Annotated in this window: 21 protein-coding genes; 18 read left to right on the plus strand and 3 right to left on the minus strand. The window is 64.9% G+C overall.

Going from position 1 to position 23259, the window contains the following annotated elements; translation table 11 throughout:
* The 7 genes from VGN93_RS27480 to VGN93_RS27510 all read left to right on the plus strand — a co-directional run bounded on the left by VGN93_RS27480 (position 1) and on the right by VGN93_RS27510 (position 9641).
* Complete coding sequence (locus tag VGN93_RS27480; RefSeq protein ID WP_327510134.1) at positions 1–1161, plus strand: acyl-CoA dehydrogenase family protein; 1161 nt, start codon at positions 1–3, stop codon at positions 1159–1161.
* A gap of 199 nt (positions 1162–1360) precedes the next feature.
* Entirely contained in the window at positions 1361–3421 is a 2061-nt protein-coding gene (locus tag VGN93_RS27485) for an acetate--CoA ligase family protein (RefSeq protein WP_327510135.1), read from the plus strand.
* Complete coding sequence (locus VGN93_RS27490; RefSeq protein ID WP_327510136.1) at positions 3418–4200, plus strand: carnitinyl-CoA dehydratase; 783 nt, start codon at positions 3418–3420, stop codon at positions 4198–4200. The genes VGN93_RS27485 and VGN93_RS27490 overlap by 4 nt, the downstream gene beginning before the upstream one ends.
* A gap of 276 nt (positions 4201–4476) precedes the next feature.
* Positions 4477–6066 carry an ABC transporter substrate-binding protein gene (locus VGN93_RS27495; protein ID WP_319317253.1) on the plus strand — a complete coding sequence of 530 codons (1590 nt, stop codon included), beginning with the start codon at positions 4477–4479 and terminating at the stop codon, positions 6064–6066.
* Positions 6066–7175 (plus strand): ABC transporter permease, encoded by a 1110-nt coding sequence (locus tag VGN93_RS27500; RefSeq protein ID WP_413818648.1) that lies wholly within the window; start codon positions 6066–6068, stop codon positions 7173–7175. Before VGN93_RS27495 ends, VGN93_RS27500 begins: the two co-directional genes overlap by 1 nt.
* The gene (locus VGN93_RS27505) at positions 7172–7999 is read left to right on the plus strand and encodes an ABC transporter permease (protein WP_327510137.1); all 828 of its coding nucleotides are present in this window, start codon (positions 7172–7174) and stop codon (positions 7997–7999) included. The genes VGN93_RS27500 and VGN93_RS27505 overlap by 4 nt, the downstream gene beginning before the upstream one ends.
* Positions 7992–9641: an ABC transporter ATP-binding protein gene (locus tag VGN93_RS27510; RefSeq protein WP_327510138.1), complete on the plus strand. Its 1650-nt coding sequence runs from the start codon at positions 7992–7994 to the stop codon at positions 9639–9641. The genes VGN93_RS27505 and VGN93_RS27510 overlap by 8 nt, the downstream gene beginning before the upstream one ends.
* Before the next feature lie 192 nt (positions 9642–9833).
* Here VGN93_RS27510 and VGN93_RS27515 read toward each other — a convergent pair whose 3' ends face one another.
* From VGN93_RS27515 to VGN93_RS27525, 3 genes are read right to left on the minus strand one after another with little or no spacing between them, the layout of a single operon-like run.
* Positions 9834–10187, minus strand: coding sequence for a PAAR domain-containing protein (locus VGN93_RS27515; protein ID WP_319317242.1), 354 nt, complete (start codon positions 10185–10187; stop codon positions 9834–9836).
* The gene (locus VGN93_RS27520; RefSeq protein ID WP_327510139.1) at positions 10184–10600 is read right to left on the minus strand and encodes an ACT domain-containing protein; all 417 of its coding nucleotides are present in this window, start codon (positions 10598–10600) and stop codon (positions 10184–10186) included. The genes VGN93_RS27515 and VGN93_RS27520 overlap by 4 nt, the downstream gene beginning before the upstream one ends.
* A complete protein-coding gene (locus VGN93_RS27525) occupies positions 10597–11508 on the minus strand; it encodes an alpha/beta hydrolase (protein WP_327510140.1) in 912 nt (303 codons plus the stop codon). The genes VGN93_RS27520 and VGN93_RS27525 overlap by 4 nt, the downstream gene beginning before the upstream one ends.
* A 123-nt stretch (positions 11509–11631) precedes the next feature.
* Between VGN93_RS27525 and VGN93_RS27530 the strand changes: the two genes are divergently transcribed.
* From VGN93_RS27530 to VGN93_RS27580, 11 genes are all read left to right on the plus strand, one after another.
* Positions 11632–12540, plus strand: coding sequence for a LysR family transcriptional regulator (locus VGN93_RS27530; RefSeq protein WP_327510141.1), 909 nt, complete (start codon positions 11632–11634; stop codon positions 12538–12540).
* A 126-nt stretch (positions 12541–12666) separates the two neighbouring features.
* Positions 12667–13827, plus strand: coding sequence for an ABC transporter substrate-binding protein (locus VGN93_RS27535; protein WP_327510142.1), 1161 nt, complete (start codon positions 12667–12669; stop codon positions 13825–13827).
* Positions 13828–14003: 176 nt separating this feature from the next.
* The gene (locus tag VGN93_RS27540; RefSeq protein WP_319317228.1) at positions 14004–14999 is read left to right on the plus strand and encodes an ABC transporter ATP-binding protein; all 996 of its coding nucleotides are present in this window, start codon (positions 14004–14006) and stop codon (positions 14997–14999) included.
* Positions 14996–15961, plus strand: a complete 966-nt coding sequence (locus tag VGN93_RS27545; RefSeq protein WP_414714194.1) for an ABC transporter permease — start codon at positions 14996–14998, stop codon at positions 15959–15961. The genes VGN93_RS27540 and VGN93_RS27545 overlap by 4 nt, the downstream gene beginning before the upstream one ends.
* Positions 15951–16766, plus strand: coding sequence for an ABC transporter permease (locus VGN93_RS27550; protein WP_327510143.1), 816 nt, complete (start codon positions 15951–15953; stop codon positions 16764–16766). Before VGN93_RS27545 ends, VGN93_RS27550 begins: the two co-directional genes overlap by 11 nt.
* 20 nt (positions 16767–16786) lie before the next feature.
* Positions 16787–18214, plus strand: coding sequence for a gamma-aminobutyraldehyde dehydrogenase (locus VGN93_RS27555; protein ID WP_327510144.1), 1428 nt, complete (start codon positions 16787–16789; stop codon positions 18212–18214).
* A gap of 61 nt (positions 18215–18275) precedes the next feature.
* Entirely contained in the window at positions 18276–18794 is a 519-nt protein-coding gene (locus tag VGN93_RS27560; protein ID WP_327510145.1) for a DUF2937 family protein, read from the plus strand.
* A 57-nt stretch (positions 18795–18851) separates the two neighbouring features.
* Positions 18852–19025 (plus strand): DUF1328 domain-containing protein, encoded by a 174-nt coding sequence (locus VGN93_RS27565; protein WP_256117273.1) that lies wholly within the window; start codon positions 18852–18854, stop codon positions 19023–19025.
* A gap of 141 nt (positions 19026–19166) precedes the next feature.
* Positions 19167–21341: a TonB-dependent siderophore receptor gene (locus VGN93_RS27570; protein ID WP_327510146.1), complete on the plus strand. Its 2175-nt coding sequence runs from the start codon at positions 19167–19169 to the stop codon at positions 21339–21341.
* A 100-nt stretch (positions 21342–21441) separates the two neighbouring features.
* Entirely contained in the window at positions 21442–22104 is a 663-nt protein-coding gene (gene fhuF, locus VGN93_RS27575) for a siderophore-iron reductase FhuF (RefSeq protein WP_327510171.1), read from the plus strand.
* A complete protein-coding gene (locus VGN93_RS27580; RefSeq protein WP_327510147.1) occupies positions 22101–23204 on the plus strand; it encodes an ABC transporter substrate-binding protein in 1104 nt (367 codons plus the stop codon). Before fhuF ends, VGN93_RS27580 begins: the two co-directional genes overlap by 4 nt.
* Positions 23205–23259 lie beyond the last annotated feature (55 nt).

Genomic DNA, 23259 nt, shown 5'->3' on the forward strand with positions numbered 1-23259 from the left:
ATGAATTTCGCATTGACCGACGAACAGCAGATGATCGTGGACACGGTCCGCTCCTTCGTCGAAACGGAAATCTATCCGCACGAAAACGAGGTCGAGCGCACCGGCCATGTGCCGCCGGAACTCGGCCGGGAAATCGCCCGCAAGTGCAAGGACATCGGCTTCTTCGGCTGCAACATGCCGGAAGAGGTCGGCGGCGCCGGCCTTGACCATGGCTCGTTCACCCTCGTCGAGCGCGAGCTTGGCCGCGGCTCCATGGCGCTCACCGTCTTCTTCGGCCGCCCCTCCGGCATCCTGATGGCCTGCAACGACGAGCAGCGCGAACGCTACCTGCTGCCCGCCGTCAGCGGCGAAAAGTTCGATGCGCTCGCTATGACCGAGCCGGATGCCGGCTCCGATGTGCGCGGCATGAAATGTTTCGCTCGACAGGACGGCGACGACTGGATCGTCAACGGCACGAAACACTTCATCAGCCACGCCAACATCGCCGATTTCGTCATCGTCTTCATCGCCACCGGCGAGGAAGACACGCCGCGCGGCAAGAAGAAGCTGATCACCTGCTTCCTCGTCGACCGCGGCACGCCCGGCTTCGAAATCCGCGACGGCTACGAGTCGGTCTCGCACCGCGGCTACAAGAACTGCATCCTGAATTTCGACGATTGCCGCTTGCCCTCCGCCCAGATCCTCGGCGAGGTGCACAAGGGCTTCGACATCGCCAACGACTGGCTGTACGCCACCCGCCTCACCGTCGCCGCCACCTCCGTCGGCCGGGCGCGGCGCGCCTTCGACTACGCGCTGAACTACGCCGCCGAGCGCAAGCAGTTCGGCAAGCCGATCGGCGCGAACCAGGGCGTCTCCTTCAAGCTCGCCGACATGATCACCGAGATCGACGCCGCCGACCTCCTGACGCTGTCGGCCGCCTGGCGCCTCGACCAGGGCCTGCCGTCGAACCGCGAGATCGCGTCGGCAAAGGTCTACGCCACGGAAATGCTCGCCCGCGTCACCGACGAGGCGATCCAGATTTTTGGTGGCATGGGCCTGATGGACGACCTGCCGCTCGCCCGCTTCTGGCGCGATGCGCGTGTGGAACGCATCTGGGACGGCACCTCGGAAATCCAGCGGCACATCATCAGCCGCGACCTGCTCCGGCCGCTGGGGGCGTGAGGATGGCAGGTTTTGCCCGTATTACCCCCCTCTGCCCTGCCGGGCATCTCCCCCTCAAGGGGGGAGATTGGCTAGAGGCGCGAACCTTGCTCAAATTGCAGCGCCAAAGAGGGGCTGGACGTCGCTCCATCCAATCTCCCCCCCTGAGGGGGAGATGCCCGGCAGGGCAGAGGGGGGTAGCCGCGTGGGAGATATCCCCATGACCCGCCCCCTCGACCGCCTCATCCGCCCGAAATCCATCGCCGTCTTCGGCGGCAAGGAGGCGCGCCGCGTCATCTTTCAGTGCGACAAGATGGGTTTTTCCGGCGAGATCTGGCCGGTGCATCCGCGCGAGGAGGAAATCCTCGGGCGCAAATGCTACCGCTCCGTCGCCGACCTGCCGGGCGCACCGGATGCCTCCTTCGTCGGCGTCAACCGCGAACTGACCATCAGCATCATCCGCGACCTCTCGGCGCGCGGCGCCGGCGGCGCGGTGTGTTACGCCTCCGGTTTCCGCGAGGCCGTCAGCGAGCTTGCCGATGGCGACGACCTGCAGAAGGCGCTGGTGGAAGCGGCCGGCGACATGCCGATCCTCGGGCCGAACTGCTACGGCTTCATCAACATGCTGGACGGCGCGCTGCTCTGGCCCGACCAGCACGGCATGCTGCGCATCGACAAGGGCGTCGCGGTCCTCACGCAGTCCTCCAACATCGCCTGCAACATCTCCATGCAGCAGCGCGGCCTGCCGCTCGCCTATATCCTGACCGCCGGCAACCAGGCGCAGACGGGCCTCGCCGACCTCGCCTGCGCCGTGCTGGAAGACCCCCGCGTCACCGCGGTCGGCCTGCATATCGAGGGTTTCGACAGCCTTGAATCGCTGGAGCGTCTTGCCTTGCGGTCCCGCGAGCTGAAGAAGCCGGTCGTGACGCTGAAGGTCGGTAAATCGGAGCAGGCGCAGCTCGCCACCGTCTCGCACACCGCCTCGCTCGCTGGCAACGATGCGGTCTCCTCCGCGCTGCTCGCCCGCCTCGGCATCGGCCGGGTCGAAACGCTGCCCGAACTGCTCGAAACGCTGAAACTGCTGCATGTCGCAGGTCCGCTTACAAATTACGACATCTCGTCGATGAGTTGCTCCGGCGGCGAGGCCTCGCTGATGGCGGATGCCGGGGTGAAGCGGAAGGTCAATTACCGCGAACTCAAGCCGGAACAACGCCAGCCGCTGCGCGAGACGCTCGGCCAGATGGTGACCATCTCCAACCCGCTTGACTACCACACCTTCGTCTGGGGCAACCGCGAGAAGCAGACCGCTGCCTTCTCGACCATGATGCAGGGCGGCTATGCGCTGAACCTCGTCGTGCTCGATTTCCCCCGCCTCGACCGCTGCGACGCCGCCGACTGGATCACCACCTGCCACGCCGTCATCGATGCGTCGAAGGCGACCGGAGCGAATGCCGGCATCGTCGCCAGCATGGGTGAAAACATGCCGGAAGCAACGGCCGAGATGCTGATGCAGAACGGCGTCGTGCCCTTCTACGGCATCGAGGAGGCGCTCGCCGCCGCCGAAGCCGCCGCCGGCATCGGCGAGACCTGGGCAAAACCCCTGCCCGCGCCGCTGCTGAAGACCGCGGCCGGCGAAGGCGAAGCCGTCACCCTCACCGAACATGAAGCCAAACAGGCCCTCGCCGCGCACGGCCTGCCGGTGCCGAAAGGCGTCACCGCCGAATCCGCTGAAGAGGCGGTCAGGGCCGCAGAAAGCCTCGGCTTCCCCGTCGTGCTCAAGGGCCTCGGTGTCGCGCACAAGACCGAGGCCGGCGCCGTGAAACTCAACCTCGCCAGCCGCGACGCCGTGTTCGATGCGGCCAACGCCATGGCGGGCGTCGCCTCCGGTTTCCTCGTCGAAAAGATGGTCGGAAAACCCGTTGCCGAACTCATCGTCGGCGCGATGCGCGATCCTGTCGCCGGTCCGGTCCTGACCATCGGTGCAGGCGGCATCCTCGTCGAACTGCTCGAAGATTCCGCCATCCTGACCTTGCCGACCGACGACAAGGCGATCCGCGAGGCCATCGCCGGGCTGAAGATTTCGAAGCTTTTGGACGGTTATCGCGGCGGTCCGAAGGGCGATATCGACGCTCTTGTCGCCGCCGTCGCATCAGCGGCATCCTATGTCGTTTCAAACGCTTCAATAATCGAAGAACTGGACGTTAATCCCGTAATGGTGCTGCAAGCCGGCGACGGTGTCGTCGCGGCCGACGCGCTGATCCGTCTAAGGAAAAACCCATGACCGGACCGATCCTGCAACGCCGCGAAGGCGGCATCCTGGAAGTCACGATCGATCGCCCGAAGGCCAACGCCATCGACCTCGTGACGAGCCGCCTCATGGGCAAGATCTTTGCCGATTTCCGCGACGACGACAGCTTGCGCGTCGCCATCATCACCGGCGCGGGGGAAAAATTCTTCTGTCCGGGATGGGACCTGAAAGCCGCGGCCGCGGGGGACGCGGTCGACGGCGATTACGGCGTCGGCGGCTTCGGCGGTTTGCAGGAGCTGCGTGATCTCAACAAGCCGGTCATATCAGCCGTCAACGGCATCTGCTGCGGCGGCGGGCTGGAAATCGCACTCTCGACCGACCTGATCCTCGCCGCCGAACACGCGACCTTCGCGCTGCCGGAAATCCGCTCCGGCACGGTGGCGGATGCCGCCTCGATCAAGCTGCCGAAGCGCATCCCCTACCATATCGCCATGGACATGCTTTTGACCGGCCGCTGGCTCGACGTTGAGGAGGCGCATCGCTGGGGTTTCGTCAACGAAATCCTGCCGGCAGACAAGCTTCTGGATCGGGCATGGGAGCTCGCCCGCCTGCTCGAAAGCGGCCCGCCGCTGGTCTATGCCGCCATCAAGGAAGTGGTGCGCGCCGCCGAAGGCGAGACGTTTCAGACGACCATGAACAAGATCACCCGCCGGCAGTTCAAGACGGTGGACATTCTCTATTCCAGCCAGGATCAGCTGGAAGGCGCACGCGCCTTCGCCGAAAAACGCGATCCCGTCTGGAAGGGACGATAGCGGCCGCGCCCCTGCATCGGGCGCGGCCTGCGACCTTCCATAAGCTTGGCTTGTGGAAGAACAAGATAAATTAGGGCGTTACAGACGCCCTGCATTTGCATAGCTTTATGGACCAAGGCCGCTGCTCGGCAGGAAGAGGAGGCTTCCGGGAGACGAGAACAGGCACCGCCACCGTCACAAAAGTCAGACGGGAGGTTGCCATGGAGGCCAAAAACAGAAATTCTGCCAATCACAATAACAATTGCCCACTTCAGGGCCAGCAAAGGGAACAGGGGAATGACTGACTACACCAAATACCTCACCAGCCAGGTCACGCTCGGCAAGATGAACCGCCGCGAATTCATGGGCCGTGCCGCTGCATTCGGCATCACGCTCGCCGTCGCCGGCACCATGTTCGACACCGCTGCCAAGGCGCAGGAGCCGAAGCGCGGCGGGGCTCTCAAGCTCGGCCTCGAAGGCGCTGCCGCGACCGATTCGAAGGACCCGGCAAAGGCGCTCTCGCAGTTCATGTTCGTCGTCGGCCGCAACTGGGGCGACATGCTCGTCGAATCCGAGCCGCTGACCGGCACGCCGGTGCCGGCGCTTGCCGAATCCTGGGAACCGTCCGCCGATGCATCGACCTGGACCTTCACCATCCGCAAGGGCGTGAAGTTCCACGACGGCAAGGAACTGACGGTCGACGACGTCATCAAGACCCTGCAGCGCCATACCGACGAGAAGTCGGAATCGGGTGCGCTCGGCGTCATGAAGTCGATCAAGGAAATCAAGGCCGACGGCGACAAGCTGGTGCTCGTGCTGACGGAAGGCAATGCCGACCTGCCGCTGCTTCTGACCGACTACCACCTCGTCATCCAGCCGAACGGCGGCCTCGACGATCCGAACGCCATGATCGGCACCGGCCCCTACAAGGTCACCAGCTTCGAAGCCGGCGTGCGCGCCACCTTCGAGCGCAACGCGGACGACTGGCGCCAGGACCGCGGCTTCGTCGATACGATCGAAATGATCGCGATGAACGACGCAACCGCCCGTATCGCAGCCCTTTCCTCCGGCCAGGTGCACTATATCAACCGCGTCGATCCGAAGACCGTCGACCTGTTGAAGCGTGCGCCGACCGTGGAAATCCTCTCCACTTCAGGCCGCGGCCACTACGTGTTCATCATGCATTGCAACACGGCGCCGTTCGACAACAACGACCTGCGCCTCGCCCTGAAATACGCGATGGACCGTGAGACGATGCTGGAGAAGGTGCTCGGCGGCTACGGCAAGGTCGGCAACGACTTTCCGATCAACGAGACCTATGCCCTCTTCCCGGAAGGCATCGAACAGCGCGCCTATGACCCGGACAAGGCGGCCTTCCACTACAAGAAGTCGGGCCACAGCGGCTCGGTCCTGCTGCGCACGTCCGATGTCGCCTTCCCGGGCGCCGTGGACGCTGCCGTTCTCTACCAGGAGAGCGCCAAGAAGGCCGGCATCGAGATCGAAGTGAAGCGCGAGCCCGGCGACGGCTACTGGTCGAACGTCTGGAACGTCCAGCCCTTCTCGACCTCCTACTGGGGCGGCCGTCCGACGCAGGACCAGATGTACTCGACCGCCTATCTCTCGAAGGCCGACTGGAACGACACGCGCTTCCTGCGCGAAGACTTCGACAAGATGGTGCTCGAGGCCCGCTCGGAACTCGACGAGGCCAAGCGCAAGGACATGTACCGCACCATGGCCATGATGGTGCGTGACGAGGGCGGCCTCATCCTGCCGATGTTCAACGACTTCGTGAACGCCTGCGGCAAGACCGTGAAGGGCTACGTGCACGATATCGGCAACGACATGTCGAACGGCTATGTCGCAACCCGCGTGTGGCTCGACGCCTGATGACCGGCGGCGGACCGGCGCACGGTCCGGAGCTGACAGCAACGACGACTGCGGGCGAAGCCCCGCAGTCTGTCGGCGTTGCCGGGTCGGTTGCGTCCACTGGAACCCCCTTCAACGACGGAAACCCTTCGTTCTGGGCGAAATTCAGCAAGAGCAGCCCCCTCGCTGCGCTCATCCTGCAACGCCTCGCCCTCAGCGTGGCGCTGCTCTTCGCCGTGTCCCTGATGATCTTCGGGGGCGTGGAAGCCCTGCCCGGCGACTTCGCCACGACCTATCTCGGCCAGTCCGCCACGCCGCAGGCGATCGAGAACATCCGCAAGGATCTCGGCCTCGACCAGCCGGCCACCACCCGCTACGTCAAATGGCTCGGCGGCGCCATCCAGGGTGATTTCGGCAATTCCTGGGCCTCGAAAAACTCGGTCAGCGAGCAGATCGGCAAGCGCCTCGGCAATTCGCTGTTCCTCGCCTTCTTCGCGGCCATCATCTCCGTGCCGCTCGCCGTCGGCCTCGGCATGCTGGCGGTGCAATATCGAAACCGGCTGCCCGACAAGATCATCAACGTCATCTCGCTTGCGGCGATCTCGTTGCCTGAATTCTTCGTCGGCTACCTGCTGATCCTGTTCTTCGCGGTGCAGATGGGCGTCGCGACCTTCCCCGCGACGGTCTATGAATCGATGACCATCGGCCAGCGCCTCTCCGCCATCGCACTGCCCACGGCAACGCTGGTGCTCGTCGTGCTCGCCCATATGATGCGCATGACCCGGGCCGCGATCCTCAACGTCATGTCGTCGGCCTATGTGGAGACGGCCGAACTCAAGGGCCTCGGCAGCCTTCGCGTCATCGCGAAACATGCGGCACCGAATGCGCTGGCGCCGGTCATCAACGTCATCGCGCTCAACCTCGCCTATCTCGTGGTCGGCGTCGTCGTCGTGGAAGTGGTCTTCGTCTATCCCGGCATGGGCCAGTACATGGTCGACGCCGTGACGGTGCGCGACATGCCGGTGGTGCAGGCCTGCGGCCTGATCTTCGCCGCCTTCTACATCTTCCTCAACATGTTCGCCGATATCCTTGCGATCATCGCGAACCCCAGATTGAGGCACCCGCGATGAGACTTTCCTCCATTCCCGTCAGCGCCTGGGTCGGCATATTGGGCATCGCGCTCTCCCTCTTCTGCGGCGTCTTCGCCCCCCTCATCGCCCCCTATGGCGAAAGCCAGATCGTCGGCTCCGTCTGGCAGCCGATGGGCGGCGATTACCTGCTCGGTACGGACAATCTCGGCCGCGACCTGTTCTCGCGGCTGATCTTCGGCGCCCGCACCACCATCTTCGTTGCGCTGGCGGCAACCGTGCTGTCCTTCTCGCTCGGCATGCTGCTCTCCTTCATCGCGGCGGTGACGGGCGGGTTGATCGACCAGGTCTTCTCGCGCTTCAACGACCTGATGATGGCGATCCCGACGCTGATCTTCGCGCTCGTCGTGCTCGCCGTGCTGCCGCAGCAGCTCTGGATCCTCATCCTCGTGATGGCGGTCCTCGACTCAACGCGCGTCTACCGTATCGGCCGCGCCGTGGCGCTCGACGTGGCCGTCATGGAGTTCGTCGAGGCGGCGCGTCTTCGCGGCGAAGGCACGGGCTGGATCATCTTCCGGGAGATCCTGCCCAACACGCTCTCGCCGCTCTTGGCCGAATTCGGCCTGCGCTTCGCCTTCTCCATCCTGTTCCTCTCCACCCTCTCCTTCCTCGGCCTCGGCATCCAGCCGCCGGCAGCGGACTGGGGCGGCATGGTGAAGGACAACAAGGACGGCATCATCTTCGGCATTTCGGCCGCCCTCATTCCGGGCGGTGCGATTGCGGGGCTCGCCATCTGCGTCAACCTCGTCGTCGACTGGCTGATGAAACGCACCTCGAGCCTCAAGGGAGGGCGCGGCGATGCCTGAATCTTTGCCTAAGAATGATCTGCTTTCCGTCAAGAACCTGAAGATCGAGGCCACGAGCTACCCGCCGGGCGAGCCGCCGCGCACCGTCACCCTCGTCGAGGGCGTGTCCTTCGACGTCGAAAAGGGCAAGGTGCTCGGTCTCATCGGCGAATCGGGCGCCGGCAAGTCGACGATCGGCCTCACCGCGCTTGCCTATGGGCGCGGCGGGGTGCGGATTACCGGCGGCGAGGTGCTGCTCAACGGGCAGGACCTGCTGAAGCTCGGCCCCAACGGCATCCGCAAGGTGCGCGGCGCAAAGGTCTGCTACGTCGCGCAATCCGCCGCAGCGGCTTTCAACCCCGCCCACCGGCTCGGCGAACAGGTGATCGAGGCCTCGCTGAAACACGGCATCATGAGCCGTGCGGACGCGGAAAAGCGCGCGCTCTACCTGTTCAAGGTGCTCGGCCTGCCGAACCCCGAAACCTTCGGCCAGCGCTACCCGCACCAGGTCTCGGGTGGCCAGCTCCAGCGCGCCATGACCGCCATGGCGCTCTGCCCCAATCCCGAACTCATCGTCTTCGACGAGCCGACCACCGCGCTCGACGTGACGACCCAGATCGACGTGCTTGCCGCCATCAAGCACGCTATCGAGGAGACGCATACGGCAGCACTCTACATCACCCACGACCTTGCGGTCGTGGCGCAGATCACGGATGACATCCTCGTGCTCCGGCACGGCAAGATGGTGGAATACGGCTCGGTGAAGCAGATCATCGAGGCGCCGACGCAGGACTATACCCGCGCGCTGGTCAACGTGCGCGGCACCAAGCGCGAAGAGGCGCCCGACCAGTCGGACACGCTTTTGAAGGTGGAGAATATCACGGCCGGCTATTCCAACGGCTTCAAGGTGCTGCAGAACGTTTCCCTGCACCTGCCGAAGGGCCAGACGCTGGCGGTGGTGGGCGAATCGGGCTCGGGAAAATCCACCCTTGCCCGCGTCATCACCGGCCTGCTGCCGCCGCAGGAGGGCACGATCAGCTTCGACGGCAAACCCTTGCCGAAGGCACTGAAGGGCCGGTCGAACGACGAGCTGCGCCGCGTCCAGATGATCTACCAGATGGCCGACACGGCGATGAACCCGCGCCAGACGGTGCGCGACATCGTCGGCCGTCCGCTCACCTTCTACTATGGCATGCGCGGCGCCAGGAAGACCGAGCGGGTGAAGGAACTGCTGGAGCAGATCGAAATGGGCGGCCGCTTCGCCGACCGTTATCCGGCAGAACTCTCCGGCGGCCAGAAGCAGCGCGTGGCGATCGCGCGTGCACTTGCGGCCCAGCCGGAACTGATCCTCTGCGACGAACCGACCTCCGCCCTCGACCCGCTGGTGGCCGAAGGCATCCTGAAGCTGCTCTTGAAACTCCAGGACGAGACCCACGTCTCCTACATGTTCATCACCCACGACATCGCCATCGTGCGCGCGATTGCCGACAGCGTGGCCGTGATGCACCGGGGAAAACTCGTCCGCTTCGGCCCGAAATCGAAGGTGCTCTCGCCGCCCTTCGACGACTACACCGACCTGCTGCTGAAATCGGTTCCCGAAATGGAAATCGGCTGGCTGGAGAAGGTGCTGACGACCCGCCGCATGGAAAGCGCCGGCAACTGAACAAAGCGGGCGGGTGACTTTGTCACCCGCCACTGACGCCTGTCAAAAGCCCGAAAACCTCTCCTCCGTCATCCTCGGGCTTGACCCGAGGACCCATCACTCGACGCAAAGAGTGGATCCTCGGGTCAAGCCCGAGGATGACGGAGAGGATGGGGTTGGCCTTGCCAACAAACTCCGGTGGGCTTCAATCCCTCAATTCTGCGTGCAGGTCACATCCCCGAGCCGGCTGGCGGATCCGCCTTCGACGCTCACCGTCTCATCGCCCCGCGCCGTGCAGTTACCCTTCTCGCCGACGCCCGAGCGGAACTTCACCATGGGCTGGCCCTCGATCATGACGCTCGACACGATCTCGTAGAGCTCCGGCGGGCAGTTCACCACGTCGGACAGGCGAAGCGCCGGCGCGCCGCCGATGAAGACGCTTTTTGAGCCGGAGAGCGCGCAGGCCGGAATGGGCACCGCCGCATCCTCGGCAAAGGACAGCGACGGCCCCGCCGCAAACATCCCGAACGCCAGGGCGACACCGGCAAACCGCAGAACCTTCATCATGCTTCTCCCTTTTCACGCGCCGCACGGGACAAGGCCCGCAAGGTTTCGAGCGCCCGTTCGGCATCCCGCTCCGGCACGAATATATGGTCGTGATGGTAGCCGGCAACCACGTTGGCGCTGATGCCGTCCACGGTCAACGCCGTGGCGAAGGCCGCCGTCAGGCCGACGGCCTCCAGCGAGGAATGCACGGTTAGCGTGATCATCCGCATCGGCGGGCTGGCGGCAAGGCCTTCGGCAGAATCTGCCGGCAGGATCAGCGTGATGCCCTCCTCCTCCCGAAAAAGCCCGATCGGCCCGCGCGACAGATGCGCCGCAAGCGCGCCGGCCGGCACGCTGGCATAGACGAAGCTGCCCTCCACCAGCGCGGGCTCCATGGTGGCGAGCAGCACGTCGAGATCGGCAACGGCGCTCATGGCTGTACCATCCTGCGCACGGCATCGCACAGCGCCGCAAAACCGGCCTTCGCCCCCTCGCTCATGAAGCGCGCCCGGAGCCAGGCATGGATCATCTGCTTCTCCTCACGAAATTCCACCGGCACACCGGTGAGCACGAGGCGCGCCGCGTAGGCCCGCGCATCGTCGCGCAACGGATCGAAAAAAGCGCCGGTGATGAAGGCGGGCGGCAGGCCGGCCAGGTTTTCCGACCGGAGCGGAAAGGCGTGCACGTCATCCTCCGGCGCCTTGTAGATCTCGCGGTAATATCCGACATCGGCCGTCGAAAGCCCCGGCGCCTCGGCCATCTCCGCATAGGAGCCCGACACGAGATCGCCGCCGAGGCCCGGATAGATCAGCGCCTGCCCGACAATGCCCTTCAGCCCCTCGTCGCGCGCCCGCAATACGATGCCGGCCGCAAGATTGCCGCCCGCGCTGTCGCCGATGACGACGACGGGATGCGGCTCCCGCAGCAGGTCGATCAGCACGGCCCAGCAATCGTCGAAGGCGGCGGGCCAGATGTGTTCCGGCGAAAGCCGGTAATCGACGGAGACGAGCTCGGCCCCCGCCGCCTCGGAAATCGCCGCGCAGATCGCATCATGGCTCTCGAGCGAGCCGACGACGAAACCGCCACCGTGAATGTAGAACAGCCGCGTCTCGGTCGACACCGTGGCCGGCCGGTAGCGGCGGACCGGGATACGCTTCGCGACAAGCCCGTCGGCCTTGACCATGCCCGCCGGTGCCGGCGCATCGAAGACGGCGCAAAGCGCATCGTACCAGGCGCGCTGCTGGGTGATATCCGCGTCGACGGCATCGGCTGGATAAAAATCCTCGCAGCGTTTGTGAAAGGCGAGAATGCCCGCTTCGCTGGGCATGGGACGTCCGGTCATGGCAACTCCTCGTCGATTGCCGGCATCATAACCAGGATACGCAACAAGACCTGTCGCGTCAGCGGCTTTCCCAAGGAATTTTCGCCGCTTGCCTCGCCCGACCCGGCCATATTAACTGCCGCCATGGCATTCACCTTCCGGCAATTGCAATATTTCGTCGCCGTCGCGGAACAGGGTTCGGTGACGCGCGCGGCGCAAAACCTCTCGATTTCGCAATCCTCGATCACCGAGGCGATCAAGGAACTCGAATCCGATCTCGGCGTCGAACTGTTCGATCGCCACCCCCGCGGCCTGACCACGACGCATAACGGCCACCAGTTCCTCCGCCACGCGACAAAGATCCTGTCCAATGTCTCGGATGCCCGCCGCTCCTTCTCCGACAACCGCACGGCCGAAAAAGGCCAGCTCAATCTCGGCGTCACCTCGCTCGTCGCCGGCTACGTGCTTTCGGACCTGCTCTCGCGCTACCGCCGCGCCTTTCCCGGCATCGATGTCAGCGCCATCGAGGACAACGGCTCCTATCTCGAGCACCTGCTGGTCGGCGGCGAGCTTGACGTCGCGGTCATGGTCATCTCGAACCTGCGCGACCGCATGGCGCTCCAGGCGGAAATCATCGAGACCTCGCCCTATCGGCTCTGGCTGCCGATCGGCCATCCCCTCGTCTCCGCCGATATCATCTCCGTCAGCGATATCGCCAAGGAACCGCTGATCATGCTGACGGTCGACGAAATCGAGGAGAACACCGGCAAGCTCCTTTCGGCGCTCGGCGCCCGCCCGCACGTCGCTTTCCGCACGCGCTCGGTCGAAGCCGTGCGCAGCCTCGTCGCCACCGGCGCCGGCATCGCGCTCTTGCCCGACCTCGTTTACCGCCCCTGGTCGCTGGAAGGCGACCGCATCGAAAGCCGCGACGTTTCCGGCGCGCTGCCGGTGGTGCAGGTCGGCATGGTCTGGCGCAAGGGCTCCAGCCTGCCGCAGGCGGCGCGGGATTTCGTCGGGCTGGCGGAAGCTCTGCGCAGCGGGCGGGGGAGATAATATCTCCGGTTTCGGAATTTCCGATAGCGACATTCTGATTTATGGATTTGCGAAAGCGGCGAAATCGCGGCACCTTTTCTTTCGGGAACAATACCGCAGACAAGCGGATCACACCGGGAGACTGACATGAAGCGAATCCTGCATTCCTGCACCGCGCTCACCCTTTCGCTCGCCTTCACCGCATCCGCCCTCGCCCAGGAGCCGCTGAAGGAGCTTGGCGCCGGCGAAGGCGAGGTGTCCATCGTCGCCTGGGCCGGCTATATCGAGCGCGGCGAGACGGACAAGAACTACGACTGGGTCACCGAATTCGAAAAGAAGACGAGTTGCAAGGTCTCGGTGAAGACCGCGGCGACGTCGGATGAAATGGTCGCGCTGATGAACGAAGGCGGCTTCGACCTCGTCACCGCCTCGGGCGACGCGTCGCTGCGCCTCGTTGCGGGCAAGCGCATCCAGCCGATCAACACCGACCTCATCCCCAGTTGGAAGACCATCGACGAGCGCCTGCAGAACGCGCCGTGGCACACGGTCAACGGCGTGCACTACGGCACCCCCTATCTCTGGGGCCCGAACGTGCTGATGTACAACACCGATGCCTTCAAGGACGAGGCGCCGAAGAGCTGGAACGTCGTCTTCGAGGAAATGACCCTGCCCGACGGCAAGTCGAACAAGGGCCGCGTGCAGGCCTATGACGGCCCGATCCACATTGCCGACGCCGCGCAATACCTGATGGCGCACAAGCCGGACCTCGGCATCAAGGATCCCTACGAGCTCAACGAAGACCAGTACAAGGCCGCCCTCGACCTGCTGCGCGTCCAGCGCACGCTGGTCGGCCGCTACTGGCACGATGCGATGATCCAGATCGACGACTTCAAGAACGAAGGCGTCGTGGCGTCCGGTTCCTGGCCGTTCCAGGTCAACCTGATGCAGGCGGAAAAGCAGAAGATCGCCTCGACCTTCCCGGAAGAGGGCGTCACCGGCTGGTCGGACACGACCATGCTGCATGCCGAAAGCCAGCATCCGAACTGCGCCTATATGTGGATGGAACATTCGCTCTCCGCCAAGGTGCAGGGTGACGCCGCCGCCTGGTTCGGCGCCGTGCCTTCGGTTCCGGCCGCCTGCAAGGGCAATGCGCTGCTGACGGACGAAGGCTGCAAGACCAACGGCTTCGAGAACTTCGAGAAGATCCACTTCTGGCGCACGCCGGTCGCCAAGTGCGAAAGCCAAAGCGAGTGCGTGCCCTACCACCGCTGGGTCTCCGACTATATCGGCGTGATCGGCGGACGTTGATCCCTACCTCCCCCTTGAGGGGGGAGGTCGCGCGAATGCGCGGGTGGGGGTGACACGCCTCAGCGATATCCGGTGGTCACCCCACCCCGGCCCTACGGGCCGACCCTCCCCCTCAAGGGGAGGGTAACAATCCCGCTTGGCTGAAGAGTGCCAGGCCTGAAACACCCGGAGCCCCCATGACCGCTGTCCTGTTCCAGCAAGTCTCCCGCCATTTCGGTGCCGTGCGCGCCGTCGACAGCGTCGACCTCGCCGTCGCCGAGGGCGAGTTCTTCGCCATGCTGGGGCCGTCGGGGTCCGGCAAGACGACGTGCCTGCGCCTGATGGCCGGCTTCGAGCAGCCGACCGCCGGCCATATCGAGATTTTCGGCGAGACGGCGGAGGGCGTGCCGCCCTACCGGCGCAACGTCAACACAGTGTTCCAGGACTATGCGCTCTTCCCGCATCTCTCGATCCTCGAAAACGTCGCCTACGGGCTGATGGTCAAGGGTGTCGCCAAGGCGGAACGGCTGAAAGCGGCGGAAGAGGCGCTCGCCATGGTGAAGCTGCCCGGCTACGGCACGCGCCGGCCCGGCCAGCTTTCCGGCGGCCAGCGGCAGCGCGTGGCGCTCGCCCGCGCGCTGGTCAACCGTCCGCGTGTGCTGCTGCTCGACGAACCGCTCGGCGCGCTGGACCTGAAACTGCGCGAGCAGATGCAGGAAGAGCTGAAGTCGTTGCAGAAATCGCTCGGCATCACCTTCATCTTCGTCACCCACGACCAGGGCGAAGCGCTGTCGATGGCCGACCGCATCGCCGTCTTCAACGACGGCAGGATCCAGCAGCTCGGCACGCCGGAAGAGGTCTACAAGCGGCCGAAGACGCGCTTCGTCGCCGATTTCGTCGGCTCCTCGAACGTGCTGCCGCCGGAATTCGTCGCAAGCCTCGGCTTCGGGCAGGCGCATGCGAGCCTCAGGCCGGAGGCCATCTCGCTTGGCGATGGACCCGGCCGCAGGCAGTTCGCAGGCCGCGTCGTCGCGGCGAGTTTCCTGGGGGCTTCCAACCGCGTGACGGTGGAAACGGCCGGCACGCGGGTCGCCGCGATGGTCCCGGCCTCCATTGCCGTGCCTGCGGCAGGGGAAACCGTCACCCTCTCCTTCCTGCCCGAAGACCTGCACCAGATGGACGACGCCCGATGAGCATCGCCCCAATCAGCAGCGTCACGGACACCTCCATCCTCGAACGCCGCGCGAGCCCGTCAGGCCGGCTGTCGGACTTCTTCTGGCGCAAGCCGAAGATTTTCCTGCTCCTCATGCTGACGCCGCCGCTGCTCTGGCTCGGCATCATCTATCTGGGCTCGCTGCTGGCGCTGCTCCTGCAGAGCTTCTTCTCGATCGACGACTTTTCGGGGCTGATCAACTACGAGTTCACGCTCGCCACCTACAAGCAGCTGCTCATCCCGTCGAATTTCGACATCATTCTGCGCACCGTCGTCATGGCCGTGCTGGTGACGCTGGCCTCCGCCGTGATCGCCTTCCCGATCGCCTATTATGCGGCGCGCTATGCCAGGGGAAAGTGGAAGGTCATCTTCTATCTCGGCGTCATGCTGCCGCTCTGGTCGAGCTATCTGGTAAAAATCTACGCCTGGAAGCTGATCCTCGCCAAGGAAGGCATCGTCACCTGGGCGCTTGCCAAGCTCAATCTGCTCTGGGTGCTGGACGCCTGGCTGGCGCTGCCGGTCGTCGGCGGCACGTCGCTGTCGATCAGCTACACCGGCACGTTCATCGTCTTCATCTATGTCTGGATGCCCTTCATGATCCTGCCGATCCAGGCCGCGCTGGAGCGCGTGCAGGGCAACCTGATCGAAGCCTCCGCCGACCTCGGTGGCCGCCCGGCGCAGACCTTCCGCTATGTGCTCTTCCCGCTGGCACTGCCCGGCATCATCGCCGGCTCGATCTTCACCTTCTCGCTGACCTTGGGCGACTACATCATCCCGCAGATCATCGGCTCGTCACGGCTGTTCATCGGCCAGGCGGTCTATGCCCAGCAGGGCACGGCCGGCAACATCCCGCTTGCCGCCGCCTTCACCGTCGTGCCGATCGTCATCATGGGCCTCTATCTCTGGATGGCCAAGCGACAGGGAGCCTTCGATGCGCTCTGACCGGAACACCTCCGCGCCGCTGGGCCTGAAGATCGCCGCCGGTGCCGGCCTCGCCTTCCTGCACCTGCCGATCCTACTGATCTTCCTCTATGCCTTCACCACGGAGGAGAAGAGCTACCAGTTCCCGCCGCCGGGTTATACGCTGCAATGGTTCGCGGTCACCTGGAACCGGCCGGACGTCTGGCAGGCCATGGGTCTCTCCGTGCGCGTCGCTGCGATCTCTACAACGATCGCCCTGGTGCTCGGCACGCTGTGCGCGGCCGCCGTTTCCCGCACGAAGTTCTTCGGCCGGGAGACCATTTCGCTGCTCGTCATCCTGCCGATCGCGCTTCCCGGCATCATCACCGGCATCGCGCTGCGCTCGGCCTTCTCCTTTGCGGAAATCCCCTTCTCGTTCTGGACCATCGTGCTCGGCCACGCGACGTTCTGCGTCGTGGTCGTCTACAACAATGCGGTCGCCCGCTTCCGGCGCGTCTCGGGCTCGCTGATCGAGGCGTCGATGGACCTCGGCGCCGATGGCTTCCAGACGTTCCGCTACATCATCCTGCCGAATATAGGCACGGCCCTTCTTGCCGGCGGCATGCTCGCCTTCGCACTCTCCTTCGACGAGGTGATCGTGACGACATTCACCGCCGGCCAGCAATCGACCCTGCCGATCTGGATGCTGGAGGAGCTCGTGCGCCCGCGCCAGCGGCCGGTGACGAATGTCGTCGCCATGGTCGTCGTACTGCTGACCTTCCTGCCGATCCTCGGCGCCTACTACCTCACCCGCGACGGCGACCAGGTCGCCGGCGGCGGCAAATGACGACACAAGGGAGAACATCGATGGACACCCAAATGCTGATCGGCGCGCGCTTCGAGGCCGGCACGGAAGTCGAGGAGCACATCCTGAACCCGAAGACCGGCGCCAAGATCGTCGACCTGCCGGAAGCCTCCTACGCGCAGATCGACGCCGCGGTGGACGCCGCCGAAAAGGCCTTCGTCTCCTGGGCCACCACCACGCCCGCCGAACGCTCCGGCTACCTCTTGAGGATCGCCGACGCGATCGAGAAGGATGCCGACGCCTTCGCAGCTCTGGAATCGCTGAATTGCGGCAAGCCGATCAACGCGGCGCGCAATGACGAACTGCCCGCGATCGTCGATTGCTGGCGCTTCTTCGCCGGCGCCATCCGCTCGCTCAATGCACCGGTCGCCGCCGAATACCTGCCCGGCTTCACCTCCATGGTGCGCCGCGACCCGATCGGCATCGTCGGCTCGATCGCGCCATGGAACTACCCGCTGATGATGATGGCGTGGAAGCTGGCGCCTGCCATTGCCGGCGGCAACACGGTGGTCTTCAAGCCCTCCGAGCAGACGCCGCTGACGGCGCTGAAGATGGCGAAGCTCTTGGCCGACATCCTGCCGGAGGGCGTCGTCAACATCGTGCTCGGCCGCGGCGAGACGGTCGGCAATGCGCTGATCAACCATCCGAAGATCAACATGGTGTCTATCACCGGCGATGTCGCGACCGGCAAGAAGGTGCTGGCGGCGGCGGCAAAGACCGTCAAGCGCACCCACCTGGAACTCGGCGGCAAGGCCCCCGTCGTCGTCTTCGACGATGCGGACCTTGAGGCCGTCGTCGCGGGCATCCGCGCCTTCGGCTATTACAATGCCGGCCAGGACTGCACGGCCGCCTGCCGCATCTATGCGCAGGACGGCATCTACGAAAAGCTCGTCGCCGACCTCTCCGCCGCCGTCTCGACCATCAAATACAACGACCCGGACGACTCGCTGAACGAGATCGGCCCGCTGATCTCGAAACGCCAGCGCGACCGCGTGGCGAGCTTCGTCGAGCGCGCCTCCGAACTCAAACATGTCGAGATCACCACAGGCGGCCGCGCGGGCAGCGCCGAGGGCTATTTCTTCCAGCCGACGGTGGTGGCCGGCGCCACGCAGGATGACGAGATCGTGCGGCGCGAAGTGTTCGGCCCCGTCGTCTCCGTCACCCGCTTTTCCGAGGCCGACCAGGCGGTTGCCTGGGCGAACGACAGCGACTACGGCCTCGCCTCCTCCGTCTGGACGAAGGACATCGGTAAGGCGATGAAGGCCGCCGCCCGCCTGCAATATGGCTGCACCTGGATCAACACGCATTTCATGCTGACGACCGAAATGCCGCATGGCGGCGTCAAGCAATCGGGCTACGGCAAGGACATGTCGATCTATGCGCTGGAGGACTACACCGCCGTGCGCCACGTCATGATCAGCCACGGCTGACGGAAACTTTTGGCCGCTCCGGCGGTTCCGCTCTCGGGATGTGATGTCCCGGGAGAACGGCATGAGGATTTTGTCCCGCACCGCGACTGCAATTGCCGCCCTGATCGGCGCGCTAACCTTCTCGCAGGCGCCGGAATTTGCGCAGCAATACCAGCAGCGCCTCGGCGGCGCGCTCGATGAACTGCGCATCATCGTCGCCGATTTCGACCGCGACGCCACGCTCGCCGGCATCGACCGTAGACAGGCGCTCGCCATTTATGACGGCGCCGGTGAACCCTTCCTGCGCAATCGCGGCCAGTCGATGCGCCGCACCCTCACCCGCTTCGAGACGATCGCCCGCCAATCCGCCGGCATGGCCCAAACCTCGCCCTTCGCAAAACCCTTCGCGCTCCTGCACAATGCCGACGACATGATCCTCACCAATGCCTGGCGGGATTTCCAGCCGGCCGTTCCCGTAACGCCCGCCGGCCTGCTCTGGGCGGCGACCGGCGCGGGCCTCGGCTGGGGGCTAGTGGGCGTGGCGAGAATGCTGCGCCGCGTTCGCCGCCATCGCCCTGTCCCGGCTGATCAACTCACCTGACCGGGAACTTTTTTTGCCCTCGCGCGTCCTTCTGTCCATACATCTGGAGACACCGCCATGCTGAAATGGGCACTGATTTTCCTCGTCATCTCGCTGATCGCCGGCTTCCTCGGCTTCTCCGGCGTATCGGCAGCGACAGCCACGATCGCCAAGATCCTGTTCGCGATCGCCATCGTCATCTTCTTGATTTTCCTCGTGCTTGCACTGATGGCCGGCAGCCTCGCCTTCTGAGTGCAATTCATCCCCAGCCTGTGTTGCGCTCCGGCAACACAGGCTGAATCATGACTGTTCCAGTCATATAATTTGTTGCAGCGATCTGAATCCTGATAAAAACGGTCATCTTATTGATCCGCTTCGTCAGAAAGACCCCGCATGCACAAGCCTTCCCGCACGATGTTCCGCCTGGCGCTCGCCGGCACGTCCCTCCTCACGCTCGCCACGGTCGCCCTTGCGCAGGACCAGGCAGCGACGGTACAGGGCGGCGCGACCGTTCTCGAAGACATCGTCGTGGATGGCGGCAGCGGCGGCGTCATCACCGCGGATGGTTATGTCGGCAAGAGCAGCGCCACGGGCGCCAAGGTCGATACACCCTTCATCCAGACCCCCCAATCGATCTCCTCGGTCACGCAGCAACAGCTCGAAGACCGCAACCCGCAGACCCTGCTCGACACGCTCGCCTACACGCCCGGCACCCGTGTCGGCGGCTACGGCTTCGACCCGCGGTTCGACTCGTTCACCGTGCGCGGCTTCGACGTGACCTATACCGGCGTCTTCCGCGACAACCTGCGCCGGCCGGGCGCCGGCTCCTCGCTGTTCAAGACCGAGCCCTACGGCCTCGAAGGCGTGTCCATCCTGCGCGGTCCCTCCTCCGCGCTCTACGGCGCCTCCGGTGCCGGCGGCCTCTACAACCTCATCAGCAAGCGCCCAACGGAAGAGGCGCTGCGCGAGGTGCAGGTGCAGTACGGCAGCCACGATCGCTACCAGGGCCAGTTCGACCTTTCCGGCCCGATCAACGACGAAGACCCCTTCTACTACCGCCTGACGGGCCTCATGCGCAGCGCCGACACCGAGCAGGTCGGCGTTCCCGACGACCGCGCCTATATCGCGCCGGCCTTCACCTGGAAGCCGGACGAGGACACGCGCCTCACCATCCTCGGCGAATATTCGCGCACCAAGACGGGCGGCACGGCGGCCTATTATTATGACCCGGCCACCGGCAAGGTCAGCGATTTCTTCGCCGGCAACCCGGCCTATAACGATTCCATCCAGAACCAGGGCCGCGTTGGCTACGAGTTCGAGCGCCGCCTGAACGAGACCTTCACCTTCCGGCAGAACGCGCGTGCCTCGTGGCTCAATGTCGACGCCGACTGGGCCTTCGCCTCCCAGCCGAACGCCGCCGACCCGACGCTGCTCGACAGCAGCGCCGGCACGTTCGAGGAGTGGCTGAACACCTACACGATCGACAACCAGCTCGAAGCCAAGTTCGAGACCGGCGCGCTGGAACACACGCTGCTCACCGGCGTCGACTTCACCAAGGTCTACTGGAAGTCGCTGAACGGCTATGGCGTCTCGCCGCCGCTCGACATCAACGACCCGACGCGCGGCCGCCCGGTCGATCCGATCGCCTTCCAGACGAAGAGCGTGCAGGACCAGTTGATCACCGGTCTCTACATGCAGGACCAGATCCGCTACGACGCGCTGACCTTCACGCTCGGCGGCCGCTACGACTGGGTCTCCACCGACACCGACAACACGGACCTCGCCTCCGGCGCCCTCGACACGATCAGCCAGAAGGACCGCGCCTTCACCTGGCGCGCCGGCGTGACCTACGAGACCGAATGGGGCATCACGCCCTATGCCAGCTACTCGACCGCGTTTTCGCCCAATGCCGGCGTGAACATGGCGACCGGCAACCCCTTCAAGCCGACCGAGAGCGAACAGCAGGAAGTGGGCGTGAAGTATCTGCTGCCGGACAGCAACACGCTCATCACCGCCGCGCTCTTCAACATCGACCAGACGAACGGCCTCTATTACGAAGTCGTCGACCTGCCGACCGGCCCGGCCAACATCCAGGTGCAGCGCGGCAAGCTGCGCTCGCGCGGCCTCGAACTCGAAGCCTCCACCAGCCTCGACAACGGCCTGTCGCTGATCGCCTCCTACACTTACACGCAGGCGAAGATCATCGACGGCCCGGCCGGCACCGTCGGCAACGACGTCTCCTCCATCCCGCGCCACATGGCCGCGATCTGGGCGCATTACGACATGCCGGAAGACGGCGCGCTCGCCGGCCTCGGTCTTGGCGCGGGCGTGCGCTTCACCGGGTCGAGCTACGGCAGCGACGAAAATGTCTCGAAGAACGCTTCGCGCGCCTTCGTCGACGCGTCGATCGACTACGATTTCGCCGCGATCGACAAGGACTTCAAGGGCCTGAAGCTGCAGGTCAACGCGACGAACCTGTTCGATCGTCAGGATGCCGTGTGCTCGGCCGGTTATTGCTACCGCGACCAGGGCCGCACGGTCATCGGCAGCCTGAAATATTCCTGGTAAGCCCTTGACCAACCTTTCCTCCCAGGACGGCGAAACCGCTTTCAGACCCCAGGGCCTGAAGGCGGTCTTTACCGGCGAGCACGCCTGGTGCAGCGAGAAGATGATGCTCTCGTCGGACCTCGACGGCGCCGTGCCGCTCGGCGATTTCCTGGCCGGGGACGGCTTTTCGCAGACGCTCGATCGCTATGCCGAAGTCCACGGCGGCGCGGACCGGCGCGCCGTCGCTTCCTTCTGGTCGCTCTACTATTTTTCCGCCCTGACCATCCCCTATGTCGTCGCGCGCCGGGCGGAGATCACGCCGCCCATCGCGCTCGACGAGATGACCATCGCAATCGGCGAGGACGGCCTGCCGCGCGCCTTCGGCCTGCCGCACGAGGGCGATTGGAGCGAAAGCAAGGACCTCGTCGACGTCATCACGCCGCTGGTCGATTGCCACCTCGCCCGCGCCGTCGCGCTGTTCAAGGAAAAGACCGGCATCGCGCCGAAACTCGCCTGGAACAATGCGGCCGTCTATATCGACTATGCCTTCAACACGACGGACCGGTCGCCCGCCGACGGCGACGACCATTGGCCGTCCCGTCCCCTCTTCGATCGCCCGCAACTGGCCAATGGCAGCCGCAACCCCTTCCACGGCTGCCTGCGCCATGAGATGGAAGAAGGCGCCGTACACTGTCGCCGAAAAGTCTGCTGCCTGCGCTACATGCTGCCCGGCATTCCCGGCTGCGGCGAACTCTGCGCCCTGCCGGAACTGAGAAAACAATGATCATGCGCCTCCTCGCCCTCGCCGCCTTCCTCATCCTCGCCGCGCTGCCGGCCCGCGCCGAGGTGCAGTACCCGCTGACCGTGACGGACGCGATCGGCCGCGAGGTCACCATTCCGGCCGAGCCCAAGGCCGTGCTGCTCGGCAGCGGCTTCAACCTGGTGGCGCTGTCGCTCGTGCATCCCGATCCGGTGAGCATCCTTGCCGGCTGGGCAAGCGACATGAAGGGCGACAACCCGGAAATCTATGCGCGCTTCAAGGACAGGTTCCCGAAGATCGAGGATGTGCCGATCATCGGCGACGGCATCACCATGTCCTTCGAAGCGACGCTGTCGCTCAAGGCCGACCTCGCCATCCTCGCCAACTGGCAGGCCGATACCGAACTCGGCAAGCAGGCGATCGGTTATCTGGAACAGACCGGCGTGCCCGTCGTCGTCGTCGATTTCAACAGCGACGCACTGAACAACACCGCCGGCAACATGCGCCTGCTCGGCCAGGTGATGAACCGCGAGGAGCAGGCGGATGCGTTTGCCGACTTCTACGAGGCGCGCGTCAAACGCATCCGCGACCGGGTGGCCGAACACGGGGAACCCGGCCCGACCGTGCTGATGGACGCCTTCCCGAACCCGGAAAAGTGCTGCTTCGCCTATGGCACCGGCGGGCTCGGCGCCTTCATCGCCATCACCGGCAGCCGCAACATCGCCGAAAGCCTGCCGGCGCAGGGCGGCATCATCAGCTCGGAATTCCTCGTCGCGGCCGAACCGGACGTCTATATCGCCACCGCCTCGCCGGGCGGCACCTACAGCGCCTTCTCCATCGGCCCCGGCGTCGATCCGAACGATGCACGCGAGACGCTGGCACGCGCCGTTTCCAGCCCCTTCCTCACCAATCTGAAGGCGGTGAAGGACGGGCGCGTGCACGGGCTGTGGAATTTCTTCAACGCCGTGCCGCTCAATATCCTCGCGGCCGAAGCCTTCGCGCACTGGCTGCGTCCCGAGATTTTCGGCGATATCGACCCGGATGCGACGATGAAAGAGATCAACGAGCGCTTCGCCGCCGTGCCCTTCGACGGCGCTTATTGGATCAGTCTCAAGTCAAAGTGACGAGCACGGCCTTTCGACGGGCTGCCGCGCACGCTATATGATGCCCAGGAGGACC

The organism is Shinella sp. (genome assembly GCF_035998705.1).
Taxonomy (GTDB): Bacteria; Pseudomonadota; Alphaproteobacteria; order Rhizobiales; family Rhizobiaceae; genus Shinella.